17 protein-coding genes are annotated in these 18,828 nt (G+C 69.7%); 11 read left to right on the top strand and 6 right to left on the bottom strand.

The genetic code is table 11. The features are described from left to right. Positions 1 to 4 precede the first annotated feature (4 nt). Entirely contained in the window at positions 5 to 1,087 is a 1,083-nt protein-coding gene (locus tag R3F55_09495; GenBank protein ID MEZ5667648.1) for a hypothetical protein, read from the bottom strand. Positions 1,088 to 1,404: 317 nt separating this feature from the next. On the opposite strand from R3F55_09495, the gene R3F55_09490 reads away from it, so the two are divergent. Genes R3F55_09490 through R3F55_09460 form a run of 7 tightly spaced genes read left to right on the top strand, consistent with a single transcriptional unit; the run spans position 1,405 to position 7,963 of the window. After that, on the top strand, positions 1,405 to 3,063 hold the full coding sequence (locus R3F55_09490; GenBank protein ID MEZ5667647.1) for an ABC transporter substrate-binding protein: 1,659 nt from the start codon (positions 1,405 to 1,407) through the stop codon (positions 3,061 to 3,063). Positions 3,064 to 3,093: 30 nt separating this feature from the next. Beyond that, entirely contained in the window at positions 3,094 to 3,804 is a 711-nt protein-coding gene (locus R3F55_09485) for a hypothetical protein (protein ID MEZ5667646.1), read from the top strand. Then, positions 3,795 to 4,064 (top strand): hypothetical protein, encoded by a 270-nt coding sequence (locus R3F55_09480; GenBank protein ID MEZ5667645.1) that lies wholly within the window; start codon positions 3,795 to 3,797, stop codon positions 4,062 to 4,064. The genes R3F55_09485 and R3F55_09480 overlap by 10 nt, the downstream gene beginning before the upstream one ends. A 5-nt stretch (positions 4,065 to 4,069) precedes the next feature. Next, the gene (locus R3F55_09475; GenBank protein MEZ5667644.1) at positions 4,070 to 5,080 is read left to right on the top strand and encodes an ABC transporter permease; all 1,011 of its coding nucleotides are present in this window, start codon (positions 4,070 to 4,072) and stop codon (positions 5,078 to 5,080) included. A gap of 1 nt (position 5,081) precedes the next feature. Then, entirely contained in the window at positions 5,082 to 6,113 is a 1,032-nt protein-coding gene (locus tag R3F55_09470; protein MEZ5667643.1) for an ABC transporter ATP-binding protein, read from the top strand. A gap of 3 nt (positions 6,114 to 6,116) precedes the next feature. Continuing rightward, positions 6,117 to 7,175 carry an ABC transporter ATP-binding protein gene (locus tag R3F55_09465; GenBank protein ID MEZ5667642.1) on the top strand — a complete coding sequence of 353 codons (1,059 nt, stop codon included), beginning with the start codon at positions 6,117 to 6,119 and terminating at the stop codon, positions 7,173 to 7,175. A gap of 38 nt (positions 7,176 to 7,213) precedes the next feature. After that, the gene (locus tag R3F55_09460) at positions 7,214 to 7,963 is read left to right on the top strand and encodes an SDR family oxidoreductase (protein ID MEZ5667641.1); all 750 of its coding nucleotides are present in this window, start codon (positions 7,214 to 7,216) and stop codon (positions 7,961 to 7,963) included. An 81-nt stretch (positions 7,964 to 8,044) separates the two neighbouring features. Here the strand turns inward: R3F55_09460 and R3F55_09455 are convergent, their stop codons facing one another. Continuing rightward, positions 8,045 to 9,037: a succinylglutamate desuccinylase/aspartoacylase family protein gene (locus R3F55_09455; protein ID MEZ5667640.1), complete on the bottom strand. Its 993-nt coding sequence runs from the start codon at positions 9,035 to 9,037 to the stop codon at positions 8,045 to 8,047. A 164-nt stretch (positions 9,038 to 9,201) separates the two neighbouring features. Here R3F55_09455 and R3F55_09450 point away from each other — a divergent pair, with 164 nt between their 5' ends. Beyond that, the gene (locus R3F55_09450; GenBank protein MEZ5667639.1) at positions 9,202 to 10,848 is read left to right on the top strand and encodes a GMC family oxidoreductase N-terminal domain-containing protein; all 1,647 of its coding nucleotides are present in this window, start codon (positions 9,202 to 9,204) and stop codon (positions 10,846 to 10,848) included. A gap of 6 nt (positions 10,849 to 10,854) precedes the next feature. Next, on the top strand, positions 10,855 to 12,297 hold the full coding sequence (locus R3F55_09445; GenBank protein MEZ5667638.1) for a M81 family metallopeptidase: 1,443 nt from the start codon (positions 10,855 to 10,857) through the stop codon (positions 12,295 to 12,297). A gap of 117 nt (positions 12,298 to 12,414) precedes the next feature. Here R3F55_09445 and R3F55_09440 read toward each other — a convergent pair whose 3' ends face one another. The 4 genes from R3F55_09440 to R3F55_09425 are packed head-to-tail and all read right to left on the bottom strand — an operon-like array spanning position 12,415 to position 16,247. Next, positions 12,415 to 12,660, bottom strand: a complete 246-nt coding sequence (locus tag R3F55_09440) for a MoaD/ThiS family protein (protein ID MEZ5667637.1) — start codon at positions 12,658 to 12,660, stop codon at positions 12,415 to 12,417. 4 nt (positions 12,661 to 12,664) lie between these two features. Then, the gene (locus R3F55_09435; GenBank protein ID MEZ5667636.1) at positions 12,665 to 14,911 is read right to left on the bottom strand and encodes a xanthine dehydrogenase family protein molybdopterin-binding subunit; all 2,247 of its coding nucleotides are present in this window, start codon (positions 14,909 to 14,911) and stop codon (positions 12,665 to 12,667) included. Then, positions 14,908 to 15,387, bottom strand: coding sequence for a (2Fe-2S)-binding protein (locus tag R3F55_09430; GenBank protein MEZ5667635.1), 480 nt, complete (start codon positions 15,385 to 15,387; stop codon positions 14,908 to 14,910). The genes R3F55_09435 and R3F55_09430 overlap by 4 nt, the downstream gene beginning before the upstream one ends. After that, a complete protein-coding gene (locus R3F55_09425) occupies positions 15,387 to 16,247 on the bottom strand; it encodes a xanthine dehydrogenase family protein subunit M (GenBank protein MEZ5667634.1) in 861 nt (286 codons plus the stop codon). Before R3F55_09425 ends, R3F55_09430 begins: the two co-directional genes overlap by 1 nt. A 795-nt stretch (positions 16,248 to 17,042) precedes the next feature. Between R3F55_09425 and R3F55_09420 the strand changes: the two genes are divergently transcribed. Beyond that, positions 17,043 to 17,573 (top strand): hypothetical protein, encoded by a 531-nt coding sequence (locus tag R3F55_09420; protein MEZ5667633.1) that lies wholly within the window; start codon positions 17,043 to 17,045, stop codon positions 17,571 to 17,573. Between the two features lie 298 nt (positions 17,574 to 17,871). After that, positions 17,872 to 18,726: a shikimate dehydrogenase gene (aroE, locus tag R3F55_09415; protein ID MEZ5667632.1), complete on the top strand. Its 855-nt coding sequence runs from the start codon at positions 17,872 to 17,874 to the stop codon at positions 18,724 to 18,726. Positions 18,727 to 18,828 lie beyond the last annotated feature (102 nt).

The following is an 18,828-nucleotide window of genomic DNA, read 5'->3' as shown; positions in this document are numbered from 1 at the left end:
CAGGTCAGACGACCCGGACCCGTTCGACGATCATGTTCGGGTCGACGATCCGGCCGCATTCGATCACCGTCTGATTGTCCAGCGTGATCGTGCAATCGCGCATCGGCACGTCGTAGTGGCCGCGCGTGGTGCGCTTGCCGCCGCCCTGAGAGTTCGGCCCGGTGGAGAACAGGAAGTTGCCCGGGAACGTGCGCGCGGCCGCGCGGCTGCGCTCCGGCTCGTCGCCGTTGAGCGCGATCCCGTACCACAGCGCCTGCGGGTTCAGGCCCCAGCCGAGGTGGGAGACCGCATAAGGGTCCATGTCGTCGTCGCCCTGGCGGTTGTCGTCGAGCCAGCGCTGCATCAGCTTGGCGTCCAGGCCGCCTTCGATCTTGCGGATGAAGCCGTCGCGGATCTCGACACGCACCTCGTCCTGCACATAGCGGCAGTAGGGCAGGATGACGATGTCGCCGGGTTGCATCACCACCGTGCCGTTGGCGGAGCCCTCGTCGGGAAATGTGTGGATGTGCCCGCCGCCCCAGTGGTCGAAGTGGCCCGGCTCGTCGGCATAGCCCCACTGGGTCATCACCGGATATTCGCCGCGGGTATAGGTCAGGTCGGTGCCGGCCTGCGAGGTCACCCGCACCTCGCGCGTGCGCTCATAGAGGCCGTGTGCATAGAGGCACGCTTCCTTCAGCCCCGGCGGCGACATCAACTGCTCGAGGTCGTCCGGCGCATCGATGATCATCAGGACCCGCACGCCCGCGCCCATCACGTCCTTCAGCCAGCGCGTGAACAGCGGCACGTGGAAGATGACGATGATATCGGCGGCCATCGCCGCCTGCAGCGTGCCCTTGCACTGGCCGACCGTGGCCACGCCGACCTTGGTCCACGAAGGCACGCTGTTGACGCACATCTCGTAGACGTCGGCGCCGAGGTCGTCGGCCGCGGCGAAGGCGGCCTGCAGATACTCGCGACGGGTCGACAGGTCGGAGATGCAGCAGATCGTCTCGCCTGCCTTCACCTTGCATAGCTCGAACTCGCGGCGATACAGCGCCGCCAGCTTGGCCGGATTGAGTTCCTGCACGCGATACGCGGCCGAAAGCATGATTGCCTCCCCCTCAGCAAGACAACCCCAAATCGAAGATGCCGGCCGCCCAATCGTGCCGTCGCGAAGTCGCGACGGCACGACAAGTCCAATTGCCCGACCCGCGCCGAGTATCATGCGGTCCGGAGAGGACTGTCAATCAGCCTGCCCGGCGCCGGTCGCGGTCGGGTGTGCGCGGACGGTGGCATCTGCGCGGCGCACGGTGCTCCGGCAAACGCGTTGCGATTCCCACCGGTTTGGCACATGTTTTGCTGCATGGCCGGCCGGGGGCCGATGGACACCGTCCGGCAGGCCATGCAAATGGGGAGGAGTATCCGATGAAGACCGCCTGGAACGCGCACTGCGCGTTGGATCGTCGCCGCTTCCTGCAGGCCACGTCGGCGATGGCTTCGCTCGCCGTCATGCCGCGCATCATTGGCATGTCGCCCGCGGCCGCGCAGGAAGGCTCGACCATGGTGATCGCGGCGCCGGCAACGCCGCAGAGCCTCGACTGCGAGTTCGACGTCTCGCTCGGTACGTTCGAGGCGATCGCCGCCATGTACGACCATCTGCTGGGCTTCGAGATCATTGCGGATCCGGGCGTGCCGACGGCCCGGCGCGAGGACATCAGCTATCACCCGGAAGAGCCCGGCGGCGTGAAGATGGTCGGCAAGCTGGCCGAGAGCTGGGAAATCGACCCCGAGGGCCGCTTCGCGCGCTTCAAGCTGCGCGAGGGCGTGATGAGCAACTGGGGCAACGAGCTGACGGCGGAAGACGTCAAGTGGACCTGGGACCGCAAATTCGGCCTGGCCGCGCTCGGGGCGTTCTATACCAAGGTGATCGGCCTCAACCGGCCGGAGGACGTGCGGGTCGAAGGCAAGTACGAGGTTTCGTTCAACCTCGACGAGCCCAACCCGCTGCTGCTGAAGATTCAGCCCAACCTCTATGGCGGGCCGATCTACGACTCCGTGAAGTGCAAGGAGATGGCCACCGCCGACGATCCGTGGGCCAAGCAGTTCATCGAGAACGACAGCGCCGGCTTCGGTCCCTACCGGCTCGAGCAGCTGACCCGCGGCCAGCAGGCGGTGTTCCGCGCCCGCGACGACTACTGGGGCGGCAAGCCGGCCATCGACACCGTGATCTTCCGCGAGGTGCCGACGTCGGCCGCGCGCGTGCAATTGCTGCAGGGCGGCGCCGTCGACATCGCCCAGTACCTGCAACCGCTGGAGATCATCAGCCTGCAGTCGGTGCCGAATGTCGCGGTCGAGACCGTGCCGGCCTCGTTCATGATCTGGATCGAGCTGAACGCCAAGATGACGCCGTTCGACAACGTCGACGTGCGGCGGGCGATGAACTATGCGTTCCCGCGCGATCAGATCATGCAGTCCGTCTATCAGGGGCTGGCCTCGCCGCTGAACGGGTGCATGCCGAACATCTATCCGGGCTATGTCGAGCTCGATCCCTACAGCTACGACCTGGACAAGGCGCGCCAGCTGCTGCAGGCCGCCGGCGTCGGCGACGGGTTCCAGACCACGCTGTCCTACAACGCCGGCGACCCGGTGCAGGAGCCGATCGCCATCCTGTACCAGTCGTCGCTGCGCGAGATCGGCGTCGAGCTGCAGCTTAAAAAGGTGCCGGCGGGCTCGTTCTACAACGCGGTGTCGCAGCGCGGCGAGCCGATGATCTTCTATGTCGACAGCCCGTGGTGCCCGGATCCGGGCTATTCGATGCAGCTCTATTTCCAGAGCGAAAGCTTCGTCAACTACTCCAACTACGTCAACGCACGGGTCGACGAACTGCTGGCCACCGCGGCGTCGACCGCCGACGAGACCGTGCGGCTGGAGGCGATGGGCGAGGCGCAGCGGATCGTCATGGACGAGGCGCCGTGGACCTTCATCGCCTATCCGAACTACACCATGGCGCGGAAGGCCGACCTGATGGGCTGGACGTACTACACGTCCAACAACATCCGCTTCCAGGATTTCGGCCGCGGCTGACCGCCGTCGGCTCGATCCCGGGAGGCCGAGGTGACCGATATAGCGGGCGCGCCTGCGCGCCCGCCCCTTCGTGGCGCCACATGGCGCCGGGGGTTCGCGTTCTTCCTGGCCGTGCTGCGGCGCCGCCCGGCGTTCGCGCTCGGCTACATCCTGGTCGGCCTGATCGTCCTGCTGGCGGTCTTCGCGCCGCTGATCGCGCCGTTCGACCCGATCAAGGCCGACCCCTCCGTCTATCTGCGGCCGCCGGGCTGGCCCTATCTGATGGGCACCGATGCGACCGGCCTGGACGTGTTCTCGCGCGTCATCTACGCGCCGCGCATCGACCTGGCGATCGCCCTGGCCGGAACCCTCACCTCCGCCGTCGTCGGCGTGGCCCTCGGCGCCGTCGCCGGCTACTACGAGTCGGTGCGCGGCTGGGGTTCGTTCGGCTCCGGCTTCATCATGCGCGCCGCCGACGTGCTGCAGGCCTTCCCGGTCTTCGTGTTCGCGATCGCCGTGGTGGCGGTCATGGGCCAAGAGCGTGCAGAGCCTCGTGCTCGCCATCGCCTTCGTCAACGCGCCGATCTATCTGCGCCTGATGCGGGCGCAGACGCTGTCGGTTCGACGCCTGCGCTATGTCGAGGCGGCATACGTCTCCGGTGCGTCCGACTTCGCGATCCTGACCCGCCATGTGATCCCGAACGCGATCGCGCCCGTGCTCGGCCCAGCTCTCGGTCAATATCGGCTGGGCGGTGCTGCTGACCGCAGCGCTCAGTTTCATCGGGGCCGGCGTCGAGGCCCCGACTCCCGAGTGGGGCAGCATGATCGCCATGGGCTTCCAGAACATCGTGACGGGCCACTGGTGGCCGTCGATCTTCCCGGGCATCGCGCTGGCCGTCACCGTGTTCGCCTTCGCCCTGATCGGCTCCAGCATCGAGACGCTCGCCGATCCGGCGCGGCGGCGCGCGCTGCTCGGCGACCTGGTCCAGCCCGGCGAAGACCGGGCCGAGCGGCAGGGCTGACCGCCATGCGCGCGCTGGCCCTCTACATCGGAAAGCGGCTGGTCTTCGTCGGGCCGCAGCTGGTCGGCATCCTGCTGGTCAGCTTCCTGCTGATCAAGCTGATCCCCGGCGACCCGGCGGTTCTGATGCTCGGACCGTTCGCCACGGAATCGGCGCTGAACGAGCTGCGGATCGAGCTGGGGCTCGACCGCTCGGTATTCGAGCAGTTCCTCATCTACCTCGGCAACGTGGTGCAGGGCGATCTCGGCGAGTCGTGGCAGACCACGCTGCCGGTCACCACCGACCTGGCGCAGCGCCTGCCGGCGACCCTGGAGCTGATCACGCTCAGCCTCGCGTTGGCGCTGGTGATCGGCGTGCCGCTCGGTGTTGCCGGTGCGCGCCGCAAGAAGGGCGTGGTGCGCCGCATCGCCGACTATTACGGGCTGTTCGCCGGCGCCCTGCCCGACTTCTGGCTCGGCATGGTGCTGGTCTTCGTGTTCTACACGATGCTGGGGGTCGTGCCGGCTCCGCTGGGCCGGATCGACTATGCCATCCTGCCGCCGGAGGTGATCTCGGGATCCCTGCTGATCGACAGCCTGCTGGCCGGCAACTGGGCGGCATTGGAGAACGCCGCCGGGCACCTTGTGCTGCCGGTGGTCACGCTCGGCATCATCAACGCCGGTCCGATCCTGAAGATGACGCAGTCGACGATGGAGCGCATGCTGGAGTCCGACTTCAGCAAATACGCGCAGATGTGCGGACTGCCCCCGAAGGTGATCGCCCGCAAGGCATTCCGCAATGCGCTGCCGTCGGTCGTCACCATCGTCAGCGTCCTCTACGGCTTCCTGATCGGCGGGGCGGTTCTGGTCGAGATCGTGTTCAGCTGGGGCGGCGCCGGCCAGTACGCCGTGCAGGGCGTGCTCAACGCCGACTTCAACCCGGTGCTGGGCTTCGTGCTTGCCTCCGCGATCCTGTCGCTGGTCATCTACCTGATTGTCGACCTGGTCTATTTTGCCATCGATCCGCGGACACGCTGACATGGTGCTGTCCGCCGGTACAGACGTGGAAGCGCGCGGGCCGGAGCGTGCGCCGGCGGGTGCGCCGATTCTGGCGATCGACGGGCTCTCGGTCTCGTTCCCGCGGTTCGGCCAACAGCGGCGCACGGTGCTGCGCGATATCGCGCTGCGGGTCGACCGCGGCGAGGTGGTCGCGCTGGTCGGCGAGTCCGGGTCGGGCAAGACGATGCTCGCCCGCGCTGCGATGCGCCTGGTGCCCGCGCCGGGCCGGATCGACCGGGGCGCGATCGCCTTCGACGGCCAGGACCTGACGAAGCTCGGCGAGGAGGCGTTGCGGCGGCTGCGCGGCCGCGACATGGCCATGGTGGTCTCGAACCCGCGCGGCGAGCTCGACCCGCTGCGCACGGTCGGCCGCCAGATCGGCGACGTGCTGAAACATCATCTCGGACTCGGCGAGCGCGAAACCCGGGCGCGCACGCTGGAACTGCTGCGCGACGTGCAGATTCCGGATCCGGAGCGGCGCTATCGCGCCTTTCCGCACGAGCTGTCGGGCGGGATGGCCCAGCGCGTCGTGATGGCGATCGCGCTGGCGTGCTCGCCCAAATTCATCATCTCCGACGACGCCACCTCCGGGCTCGACGTCACCGTCCAGGCCCAGGTGCTCGAATTGCTGCGGCGGCTGATCAGCGAGCGCGGCTCGTCGATGCTGTTCATCACCCGCGACATCGGCATCGCCGCCCATTTCGCCGACCGGATCGCCGTCATCTATGCCGGCCAGATCGTCGAGGTGGCGGGCCGGACCGCGTTCTTCGACGATCCCGCGCACCCCTATACCGTGCTGCTGCTAGCCGCGTTCTCGCACAACGCCAAGCTGCGGCGCTACTGGCTGCGCGAGGACGTGGCGGAGGCCGGCGTCGCCGGCCCGCCCGAGGCCGGCTGCGTGTTCCGCGACCGCTGCGTCAGGGCCCAGCCGCGCTGCGCCACCGAGCCGCCGGAACTGCGGCAACTCGGGCCCGGCCATCTGGTGCGCTGCCATTTCCCGATCGAGCGCTAGCCGATGCCGATACTGACCGTCGACAACCTGGTCCAGCACTTCCGGATCTCCGGCACCAAGGCGGTCGTGCAGGCCGTCAACGACGTGTCGTTCCAGCTCGAGAAGGGCGAGACCCTGGCCCTGGTCGGCGAATCCGGCTCCGGCAAGACGACGATCGGGCGCTGCGTGCTGGGGCTGATCAAGCCGACCGCCGGCTCGATCCGATTTCGCGATCTGGCGATGGGCGGCCAACGCACCGTGCGCTCGCCGGAGGTCCGCGGCAAGCTGCAGCTGGTGTTCCAGGAGCCGGCGGAATCCCTCGATCCGCGCCACCAGATCCACCAGCTGATCGGCGAGCCGCTGCGCGCCGCCGGGGTGAACCGCGCCGACCGGGAGCGTCGCACCCGCCAGGCGGCGGCGCGCGTGGGCATTGCCGAGACGCTGTTGACCGCCTATCCGGCCGAGATCTCCATGGGCGTTCAGCAGCGGGTCGGGATCGCGCGGGCGATCATCTCCGATCCGGAGATCATCATCCTCGACGAGCCGACCTCGGCGCTCGACCCGACCGCCCGGGCGGAGGTGATCGACCTGCTGATCGACGTGCAGCGGGAACTGGGCACGGCCTATCTGTTCATCTCGCACGATCTCTCGGCGGTGCGCCACGTCAGCCACCGCGTCGCCGTGCTCTATCTCGGCATGATCGTGGAGCAGGGCCCCGCCGCCAAGCTGTTCGCCACGCCGAGCCACCCCTATTCGGTCGGCCTGCTGTCCGCGGTGCTGCTGCCCAATCCCAGATTGCGGCGCGAGACCGACATCCGGCTTTCGGGCGAGATTCCGAGCCCGATCGACCTGCCGAAGGGCTGTTTCCTCGCCGGCCGGTGCCCGATGGTGGTCGATGGCTGCCGCGCGGCCCGTCCCCCCGCGGAGACCGTCGAGCCCGGCCACCTCGTGCACTGCATCCGGCACGAGGAGGTGGCGCGGCAGGAACGCGCGGTCGACTATTTCGAGGCTTTCCAGGTGGAGGCCGAGCGTGTCCTGAGCGCCGGCGTGCCGGCGGCTGCGATCGCAACGGACGGGCGCTGAGTGGACGGGCGCACGCACACGAGAAGGAGGAAATGACCATGGGCAAGCTGACGGGCAAGACGGCCGTCATCACCGGCGGCGGCAGCGGGATCGGCCGCGAGATCGCGCTGCTGTTCGCGCGCGAGGGCGCGTCGATCGGCCTGGTCGACGTCGCAGGCGACAAGGCGGCGGGGGTTGCCGGCGCGGCTGCGCTGCAGCCCGGCGCGAAGGCGGCATCCGCGGTCGCCGACGTCAGCGACGAGGGCGCGGTCAAGGCAGCCTTCGCGGCGGGCGCCGCGGAGATCGGCGAGACGGACATTCTGGTCAACTGCGCCGGAATCGATGCCACCTGCCTGCTGCACGAGATGTCGGTCGAGGCCTGGGACCGGATGATCGCCGTGCACATGCGCGGCACCTTCCTGTGCACCCGCGAGGTCCTGCCGGCCATGAAGCGGAAGCGGTGGGGGCGCATCATCAACTTCTCGTCCCAGCTCGCGCACAAGGGTGCACCGACCATGGTCCACTATTGCGCGGCCAAGGCCGGCATCATGGGGTTCACGCGGGCGCTGGCCTACGAGGTCGGCGCCGAGGGAATCACCGTCAATTGCATCAATCCGGGCCCGATCGACACCCCGCTGCTGCGCGCGATTCCGCAGGACTGGCTCGACGCCAAGCTCGGTGAGCTGCCGATCAAGCGCTTCGGCAAGCCGGAGGAGGTGGCGCCGGCCGCACTGCTGCTGGCGTGCGACGACGGCGCCTATTTCCTCGGCGCCTCGATGAACATGAATGGCGGCGACTACATGATCTGAAGACGGGGGGTGGACCCACCCGTCCGGCAGGGGAATCCGTGGATGCGAAGCGGCGATCTTGCAGGCGTGCCGCGGCCGGCGTCAGCCGATCGGGCTGGCGACCACCGCGACGCAGTTGCCGGCCTCCACCCGGCCGATGGCCCGGTGGCAGATCAGCAGGCCGGACTGGCCATAGACCAGCGGCTCCGGCGCCCGGCCCGGGTCGGTGAGGAAGTGGACCGCGCCAGCCGGCTGTCCGGCGCTGACGGATGTGCCCAGCCGGTCGGCGGGTACGAACACGCCGTCGTCCGCCGCATAGACGTGCGAGGCGTGGCCGCTGATCTCGTAGAGCGGGCCGTCATAGGCCGGCGAGGCCGCCGGTCCGTCGGCGACGGCGAAGTGGACGAGCAGGTTGCGCACCGCCCTGCGGCAGATCGCCAGCGCCTCCGGGTCGACGACGCCGCCGCCGCCCATCTCGCTGCCCAGCGCGATCATGCCGCGGGCGGCGGCGGTGGCGGTGGAGGTGCGCGCCTCGCCCAGGGTGTCGGCCACCACCGCGAGCGGGGCGCCGTAGGCGCGCACCGCCGCCTCGCCGCGCCGCCGCAATTCGGGATCCGGGGACCGCTCGAGGAAGGCGGACGGGATGAAGTCGAGCGAGCTGCCGCCGGAGTGCAGGTCGATGAAGACATCGGCCATCGGCATCAGCACATTGGCGACGTAGTGGCTGATCTGTCGGGTGGTGGAGCCTGATGGATCGCCCGGAAAGGTCCGGTTGATGTTGAGACCGTCCACCGGCGACGTGCGGCGGCCGGCCTTGACCGCCGGCGTGTTCATCGCCGGCAGGATGATCAGCCGCCCCTGTATCGCCGCCGGGTCGAGGTCGCGGATCAGCTCGCCCAGGACGACCGGTCCTTCATATTCGTCGCCATGGTTGCCGCCGGTGAGCAGCAGGGTCGGGCCGGATCCGTTCTTGATCACCGCGGCCGGGATCGCGACGCTGCCCCAGGCGTCATGGTGGGGCGAATGCGGCAGCCGCAGCACGCCGACCTGGCGCCCGTTGCGGTCGAAGTCGAGATCGGTTGCGATCGATGTCATGGCGGCTCAGGCTCCGCGCGGTTCGGTTGCGTCGCCTATGCGCGACGGCGGCCGGGGACGGCTGCGGCTCCGGTCGGCGGCCTGCTGCCGGCACGCTAGCCAGAGTCGGGCGGGGTGCAACGCGCCGCGTGCCCGCAGGTGGCCGGCGCCGGCGAGCGGCGGCGATGACGCGCGCCGACTTCGACTACATCGTCGTCGGCGGCGGCAGCGCCGGTTGCGTGACCGCGGGCAAGCTGGTGGGCGAGCACGGCGCGCGGGTGCTGCTGCTCGAGGCCGGCTGGCCCGACAGCCATCCGCTGCTGCGCATGCCGGCGGGCTTCGTCCGTTTCATCCGCGGCAGCCGCTACGTCACCGAGCACGTTTCCAGCCCGCAGGACCAGCTCGACGGCCGGCGGCAGATCATCATCCAGGCCAACGTGCTCGGCGGCGGCAGCAGCGTGAACGCCATGGTCTACATGCGCGGGCGGCCCGGCGACTACGACGGCTGGGACGCAGCCGTCGGCGGCGCCGGCTGGGGCTATGCCGACATGCTGCCGCACTTCATCGCCCAGGAAGGCAACCAGCGTCTCAACGACGCGTTCCACGGCATCGACGGGCCGCTGAAGGTCTCCGACCCGGCCCATGCCTGCGCGATGAGCTACATCTACCTGCGCACGATGCAGGGCCTGGGCATCCCCTTCGCCGACGACTTCAACGGCCGCGACCAGGCCGGTGTCGGCTTCATGCAATACACCATCGCCGACCGGCGCCGGTGCAGCGCCGCAACGGCATTCCTCGGGCCGGTGCGCGGCGACCCGCGGCTGACGCTGCGGACCGGGGCGCGGGTCGTGCGCCTGCGGTTTTCCGGCGACCGGGTGACCGGGGTCGATTTCGTGCGGCGGGGCAGCGGCGCGGTCGAGAGCGCGCACGCCGCGGCCGAGGTCATTCTGACGGCCGGCGCCCTGGTCACGCCGCAGCTCTTGATGCTGTCCGGCATCGGCCCGGCCGACCACCTGCGCAGCCACGGCATCGCCGTGCGTGCCGACCTGCCGGGCGTCGGTGCCAACCTGCACGACCATCACGAGGCGCCGGTGGTCGCGCTGACCAACGGGCGCTACGGCTATTTCGGCGAGGACCGCGGCTGGCGGATGCTGCGCAACGGCCTGCAGTATCTGCTGTTCAGAACCGGCCCGGTCGCCACCAACGGCGCAGAGACCTGCGCCTTCGTCAACCCCGACGACCCGTCGGCGCCGGCGACGATCAAGCTCTACTGCGTGCCCTCGGTCTATCTGGATCGCGACATCGCCGGCGTGAAGCCGGCCGACGGCGTCACGCTGACCGCCTGCCTGCTGCAGCCGCGCGGCCGCGGCCGGGTCACGCTCGCCTCCGCCGATCCGCGCGACCGGCCGGCGATCGATCCCGGTTTCCTGCGCGATCCGGCCGACCTGGCGCTGCAGGTCGCCGGCGTGCGCTTCGCGCGCCAGGTGCTGGCGGCGCGGCCGATGCGCGACGCAATCGCGCGCGAGATCGTGCCCGGACCGGGGGTGGACGGCGACGCGGCGCTCGCCGCCCATTGCCGCCGCACCGTCAAGACCAACTGGCATCCCTGCGGCACCTGCCGGATGGGCCGGCCGGACGATCCCGGTGCCGTGGTCGGCGCCGACCTCAGGGTGCGCGGCCTCGAAGGGCTGCGCGTGTTCGACGCGTCGGTGATGCCGTCGGTGCCGCATGCGAATACCAACGCGCCGACCATGGCGCTCGCCGACCGCGGGGTCGCGATCATGACCGGCACGGTTGCCCTGCGTGCGGCCGATCCGGTGCGGAACAACTGAACGACGATGCGCATCGCGGTCGCCTCGTTCATGCAGGAAAGCAATAGCTTCTCGCCGTTGCCCACCGGTCGCACCGCGTTCGAGCGCGGCTACATCCACCGGGGCGATGCGATCGTTCGGGTGCTGGCCGCGACCCGGGTCGAGTGCGCCGGCTTCCTGGCCGAGCTGGGCCGCGCCGGCGCGCAGGCGGTTCCCTTGGTCGCCGCCTACACCATGGCCGGCGGGCCGGTCGAGCGGCCGGTGTTCGAGGCGATCCTCGGCGAGATCCTCGTCGGGCTGGCGGCGGCGGCGCCGCTCGACGGCCTGCTGCTCGCGCTGCACGGCGCGATGCTGACCGAGGACGGCGACGATGCCGACGGCGAGATCCTGGCGCGCGTGCGCGCTGCACTGCCGGCAGGGACGCCGATCGGCGTCAGCCTCGACCTGCACGGGTTGATCACGCCGCGGATGCTGCAGCCGCACACGCACCTGATCGGCTACAAGACCTATCCGCATCTCGACATGGCCGAGACCGGGGCGAAGTGCGCGCGCATCCTGCTCGACACGCTGCGCGGCCGTGTGGCGCCGCGCATGGCCCTGGCCCGGCGGCCGATGATCGTGAACCCGATCGCCGCCACCACCGACGCCCCGGCGCTGCGGCAGGTCCGTGGCCTGGCCGACGCCCAGCCCGGCATGCTCGACGTCTCGATCTTCACGGTGCAGCCGTGGCTCGACGTGCCGGATCTAGGCTGCAGCGTGCTGGCCTGCGCCGACGGCGACGCGGCGCAGGCCCGGGCGGTCGCGGAGCGCGTCGCCGATGCCCTGTGGGACGCGCGCGGCGCCTTCGAACCCGCACTGACACCGTTGGACCAGGCGATCGCGGTCGGCCTTGCCGGGCCCGGGCTGACCGTGGTCAGCGATGCCGGCGACGCACCGTCCGGCGGCGCGGCCGCCGACAGCGCCGCGGTGGTGCGCGCCCTGATCGAAGCCGGCGCCGACCGCGCCGAGGCGACCACGCTGCTCACGCTCTGCGACCCGGTCGTCGCCGCGACATGCCATCGCCACGGCGTCGGCGCGCGGCTGACGGCACCGCTCGGCCACCATTTCTCGCGCAAACTCGGCACACCGGTCGCGGCGACATTCGACGTCGTCAGCCTGGCCTCGGGGCGGCACCGTACCGGCAACGGCATCATGGTGGATCCCGGCCCTTGCGCGGTCATCGCGATCGGATCGATCCGGGTGGCGGTGCGTTCCGAGCCGCTGTTCGAGTGGGACCCGTCGGTGTTCACCAGCCAGGGCCTCGATCCGGCGGCGGCCCGGCTGGTGTTCGTCAAGTCGCCGTCGCACTTCCGCGCCGCCTATGCGCCGATCGCCGCCCGCATCCTGGTGGCCGACACCCCCGGCGCCACGGTACCGAACATGCGGCGGATTCCGTTCACCAGGGTCGCAGGCCCCACGGATTCGCCATAGGGCCCGCCGGCGCCCGGCGAATGCATCGACGTCTTCGCCGGCTCGTCGCAGCGGCGCGGCATGGTGTTGGCGCGCCGTCGACCTGACAAGTCCGGCCGGTGCCTGCGCCGCAGCGAGTCACCCGCCCGACAGCGGCACCAGCAGGTGCACCTCGCTGCCGGGAGGCAGGGCCAGATAGGTCGGGCGATGGTGCAACTGGCCGTTGACCGCCACCGAGACGCCCTTGTCCAGCGTCGGCTTCAGGGCCGGATAGGCCGCGCCGAGGCGCTCGACCAGTTCGCGCACCGACGCGGCCTCCATCTCGATCGGGCCGGGGTTGCCCGCAGCCTTCTCCAGCGGCCCGCTGAGGACGACCCGGATCATCGGGTCATTCCGCCGCCGCTTGCCGCTCCAGCGCCTTCAGCACCCGCGGCGGCGAGGCCGGCAGCTCGGTGAGCCGCACGCCCGCGGCGGCGGATACCGCGTTCGCCACCGCGGCCAGCGGCGGCACGATCGAGGTCTCGCCGACACCGCGCACGCCGTAGGGATGGCCCGGATTCGGCACCTCGACGATGACGGTGTCGATCATCGGCAGATCCGAGGCGACCGGGATGCGGTAGTCGAGGAAGCCCGGATTCTGCAGCCGGCCGTCCGCGCCGTAGATATACTCCTCGTTCAGCGCCCAGCCGATGCCCTGCACCGCGCCGCCCTGGTACTGGCCCTCGACATAGCTCGGATGGATCGCCTTGCCGGCGTCCTGCACCACCGTGTAGCGCACGATGCGGGTGTAGCCGGTCTCCCTGTCGACCTCGGCGTCGACGATGTGGGTGGCGAAGCTGACGCCGGCGCCGGCGGCGGTGACCTCGTGATGGCCGGCGATCGGTCCGCCGGTCTCCGCCGCCTTCTTGGCGATCTCGGCCAGCGACAGCGGCTCGAACTCGCCGGCGTTGGAGCCGGCGGGCACGGCGTGGCCGTCCTCCCAGCGCACCGCGTCGGCCGGGATGCCCCACATCAGCGCGGCGCGGGCGCACAGCTTGGCAACGGCATCGCGCGCGGCGGCGATCGTCGCCATACCGGTCGAGAAGGTCACCCGGCTGCCCTCGGAGATGTCGTTGTAGCCGAGCGAGCTGGTGTCGGCGATGATGGTGCGGATCTTGTCGTAGGGAATCCCCAGCTCCTCCGCCGCCATCAGGCCCATCGACGCGCGCGAGCCGCCGATGTCCGGCGTGCCCACCGACAGCACGACGCTGCCGTCGGCGTTGACGTTGAGCGACACGCAGGTCTGGCCGCCGAAATTGAACCAGAAGCCCGAGGCCACGCCACGGCCCTGGTTCGGCCCGAGCGGTGCCGAATAGTGCGGATGGGCCTTGGCCTTGCGCAGCGTCTCGGCCATGCCGATCGGGCCGTAGACCGGCCCGTAGGACGACTTGGTGCCCTCGTGCGCGGCGTTCATCAGCCTGAGGTCGATCGGGTCGATGCCGAGCTTCTCGGCGATCTCCTCCAGCACGCTTTCGACCGCGAAGGCGGCCATCGGCGCGCCGGGCGCGCGGTAGGCGGCCTGGCGCGGCCGGTTGCACAGCACGTCATAGGCGATCGCCTTGACATGCGCGATGTCGTAGCAGGCGAAAGCGCACATCGCGCCCATGTCGACCAGCGAGCCGGGGAAGGCGCCGCCCTGATAGCGCAGCGTGGCCAGCGCGCCGCTGATGCGGCCGTCCTTCTTCACGCCGATCTTGACGTCGATGCTGGTCGACGAGGTCGGGCCGGAGGCGCGGAACACCTCGTCGCGCGACATCACCAGCTTCACCGGCCGGTTGGCCTTGCGCGACAGCGCCAGCGCCACCGGCTCGATGAACACGGTGGTCTTGCCGCCGAAGCCGCCGCCGATCTCCGACGCGGTGACCCGCAGCTTGGAGGTGTCCATGCCCAGCATGGCGGCGCAGGTGTCGCGCACCCAGAAGTGGCCCTGGGTGCAGCACCACAGCTCGCCCTGGCCGTCCGGCCCCATCGAGGCCAGGCAGGCATGCGGTTCGATATAGCCCTGGTGGGTCGCTGCGGTCCTGAAGCTGCGCTCGACGATCAGGTCGGCATCGGCGAACCCGGTCTCGGGGTCGCCATGGCCGAATTCGTGGCGGTGGGCGATGTTGGAGTCCTTCGCCGGCGGCGGGTCGATGCCCTCGGTGATCAGGCCGGGCCGGATGACCGGCGCGTCGGGCTTCATCGCCTCGTCGACATCGGTGACGTGCGGCAGCACCTCGTAGTCGACGTCGATCAGGGTCAGCGCCTTGCGCGCGATCGCGGCTGTCGTCGCGGCGACGGCGGCGACGGCGTGGCCGTCGTACAGCGCCTTGTCACGCGCCATGGCGTGGACCAGGCAGTCGTCCAGGTTCGGCCCGACCTTGGCGAAGTCGGCGTGGGTGACCACGGCCTTGACGCCCGGCAGGGCCAGCGCCTTGCCGGCATCGATCTTCCTGATGCGGGCATGGGCGTGCGGGCTGCGCAGGATGCGCCCGACCAGCATGCCGGGCGCGGTCTGGTCGGCGCCGAACTTGGCGCGGCCGGTGACCTTGTCGACACCGTCGGGCCGCAGCGGGCGACTGCCGACGACCTTGAACGTCTGCTTCATCTCGTTCATCGCTCAGCCCTCATCACCGCGGCCGCGTCCAGGACGGCGCGCACGATCTTGTCATAGCCGGTGCACCGGCAGAGGTTGCCGGCCAGCCCGTAGCGAACCTCGCTCTCCGACGGATCCGGATTGCGGGCGAGCAGCGCCTTGGCTGCCACCAGGAAGCCCGGCGTGCATACGCCGCATTGCAGCGCTGCGTGCTCCAGGAACTTCTCCTGCAGCGGATGCAGCCGGTCGCCGCGCGCCATGCCTTCGACGGTCTCGACCGTGCGGCCTTCGGCCTCCGCGCCGAGCACCAGGCAGGCACAGACCAGCTGGCCGTCCAGGATCACGCTGCAGGCGCCGCAATCGCCGCTGCCGCAGCCCTCCTTTGCGCCGGTCAGCGCCAGCCGGTCGCGCAGCACGTCCAGCAGCGTCTCCTCCGGCGCGCAGAGATAGGACGTCTCGTCGCCGTTGATCGTCGTATTGACCGCGATGCCTGCCATCATGCCCTCCGCGCGCGATCTTGCGCCGTCCGTGCCGCGCGCCTGGCCAGCACGCCCGCGACTTTGGTTCTGAACTCGATCGTGCCCCGCTTGTCGTCGATCGGCCGGCAGGCGGCCGAACAGGCGGCCGCAAGCCGGTCCAGTGCCGCATCGTCCAGCGAGGTGCCGACCAGCGCCGCACCGGCGTCCTCGACCAGCAGCACGCGTGCGGCCACGGCGCCGAGCGCGACCCGTGCCGCGGTGCAGGTTCCGCTGCCGTCCAGCGTCAGGTTGACCGCGACGCCCACCACGGCGATGTCCATCTCCGACCGGGGGATGAAACGCAGATAGGCGTCCGCGGACCCGGGTGGGCGTGGCGGCAGCAGGATCGCCTCGACGATCTCGCCGGGCTGCAGGGCGGTCTTGCCTGGGCCGCTCGGCACCTCGGCGACCGGCAACTCGCGCCGCCCGCCCGGACCGACGATGACGACCCTGGCATCGGCCGCCACCATTGCCGGCACGCTGTCGGCGGCGGGCGAGGCGTTGCACAGGTTGCCGCCCAGCGAGGCGCGGCCCTGGATCTGGTCGGAACCGATCAGCCCGGCCGCCTCGGTGACGCCCGGCCAGGCGGCGCACAGCGCGCCATGCTCGGTCAGCCGCGCGCCCGGAACCGCCGCGCCGATGCGAAAGCCGTCGGCGGTCTGCTGGATATCGAGCATGCCGGGCACGCGCTTGATATCGACGACCAGGCCGGGGTCGACGCGCTCGGCGCGCAGCTGCACCAGCAGGTCGGTGCCGCCTGCCAGCACGCGGCCATTGCCTGCGGCGCCGGCCAGCAGCGCCACCGCCTCGTCCATCGTTGCGGGTGCTTCGTAGCGCATGGTGTGCGTTCCCTCTCGTGCCCGGTGTCGAGGCGCCCAACGTGGGGTTCGGGTCGCCTGCCCGTGTGTTCGCCGGGGAACCATAGCCGCAGGGCGCGCTGCCGCCAATTGCCGCGACCGGTCGTGACGCCGCACCGGCGGCCAACGCCGCCGCGACGGCCCGGCCTTACGCCGGCAGCGCGCTCCGCGCCTGTACTCGGATTTCGCTTGGTGGAGCAGGGAAACGATGGCGAACCCGTCTCTGCTCGCATGCCCTGTTTGCCAGGGAAGACACAGGGGGCATCGCGCATTTCGAGGACCCATCGGCGATGATGTGCCTACATTCCGTTGCCTCTTTGCGGTCACAAGCTACCGAGTGCGTGATCTCGAACAGGGAATTTGGAAGTACAAGACAGGGAAATATCCGCGGAGAGCAGGGATCGCCAAATCGCGAATCCACCCCGGTTCCAGCATATCAAATCGTGGGCGCGCGATCGCCACTATTTGCTCTTCGCTCTCATTGGCTTGCCAGCCATTCGATGAAGCCCACAGAAGGTTCAGCAACCAACGGTGACAAACGATGGCAAGTGCAACGACCGACAGCACAACGTCGATCGTGGGATCTGTGTCCTCGAAGCTGGGGTCGCGCAGCCGTTCATCGGCTAGACCGCATGATCGGCAGCTTGCTGCGCTGGAGCCAGCCCGGACTTGGCGCGAGCGGCAGTCACCTGCACTCGATACGTGATCACGCCCGCCAATCGACTGATCGCAGGAGCGCGCCGACAGGCGGTGGTGTAGTCGACCTGCTGGACCGAGGTGCCCGTCACCGTAGTCGTCCTGCCCGATGTCGTGCGCGGCGAGTACGCCGAGAACGCCCTCCGAAAATCTTGCCTGCCCTCCGAGATCGATGCGTTCCGCTGTCCGATGGCGCCGGCCGTCAAGGGCGAGGCGAAGAAGCGGCAGGGCGAGCGCACCGTTCTGTCCGGAACATTTGTGAGAGTTTCGCGCAAGTCGCCCGACCGCTCTGCCGACAAGATCGGCGCGATTGCCGGTGTTTCCGGCCGCACGGTGGAGAAGATTGCCGCCGTGATGAACGCCGCCGATGCGGAGCCGGAGCGATTCGGCTCGCTGGTCGAGGAGATGGGCCGCATCGGAAAAGTCGACCGTGCATACCGCAAGGTTCGGCAGGCGCAAACAGAGCAGGCCGCGGTCGCCTCGTCACCCGAAAAGATGGCACTGCGCCGATCGTCGACCCACAGCGAATCGCTCATGGGATATCGCGCTGCCGCCTCGGCGATGAGCGTCCTGGCGCGGCGATTTCGACAGACACAGACGATGCCCCAGTGACGCCTGAGCGACATAGCCGGCGCCCCGATGGCGCCCAAGTCCTGAACATGGCGGATGGGAGACAAGGACCGGAGGGCACTGGCAGCAAAGCGGCTTCGGTGCAGCGGTACTGTTCCTGCACGGCGAGGTCGCGGGAGCGGCCCCACATAGCTTCGCCCTCAAAGGCAGAGCGATGCCCAGCTCCCACCGGTATGAACTCGGGGTCATGCGGGCCCATAGGGTAACCCGACGGACCGCGGAACTTGCTGGAATTGCTACGCCAACCTACCGTGCCGCCATCGCTCAATGGAGCAGCATGATGGCCCCGAACTTCCTCAGCCGGCTGACCGGCTCGTTCGCGATGCCGGCGGCGGAAAACCCGACAGTGGCAATGGTCGAGGCGGCCTATCGGCACCACGGCCTCGACTGGCGCTACATCAATTGCGAAGTCCGGCCGGAAGACCTGGGCGACGCGGTGCGCGGCGCCAGGGCAATGGGGTGGGCTGGCTTCAACTGCTCGCTCCCGCACAAGGTCGCCGTCATCGACCATCTCGACGGGCTCGGCGAATCGGCTGAGATCATGGGCGCGGTCAACACCGTGGTCCGCCGCGGCGACCGCATGATCGGCGAGAACACCGACGGCAAGGGCTTCGTCCAGGCCATGCGCGAGGTCGTCGATCCCGCCGGCAAATCGGTGGTGCTGTTCGGCGCCGGCGGGGCGGCACGCGCGGTCGGCGTCGAGCTCGCGCTCGCGGGTGTGGCGCGCGTCCAGGTGGTCAACCGCAGCGCCGAGCGCGGCGGAAGCCTAGTGGAGCTGTTGAACACACGGACGCCGACCGAGGCGGCGCTTACGGTGTGGCGGGAGCCGTTTCGCGTCTCCGAAGGTACCGATATCGTCGTCAACGCTACTTCGATCGGGCTCTATCCCGACGTTGATGCACGTCTCGACCTCGACATCGGCTCACTGACATCCGGGATGGTGGTGGCGGACGGCATCCCCAACCCGCCGCGCACACATCTGATCCGCGACGCGCAGGCGCGCGGCTGCACGGTCCTCGACGGCCTCGGCATGCTGGTCAACCAGGGCGTGATCGCGATCAAGTACTGGACCGGGCTTGACGTCGACCCCGCCGTCATGCGCCGCACGGTCGAGGAGCTGCTCTACGCGAACTGATGCCGGCCTGCGCCGTAGGCACCCGGGGCAATCGCGCCGGTCGTCGGCCTGTCGCGGCGACCGGCAGCGCGATCCGGATCGACCAGCCTCGACCAGCCTGCC

The sequence above is a fragment of the Alphaproteobacteria bacterium genome (genome assembly GCA_041396705.1).
In the GTDB taxonomy this organism is placed as follows: Bacteria; Pseudomonadota; Alphaproteobacteria; order CALKHQ01; family CALKHQ01; genus CALKHQ01.
Note: the sequence above shows the minus strand (reverse complement) of the source record. Positions and strands in the feature narration are given on the sequence as shown.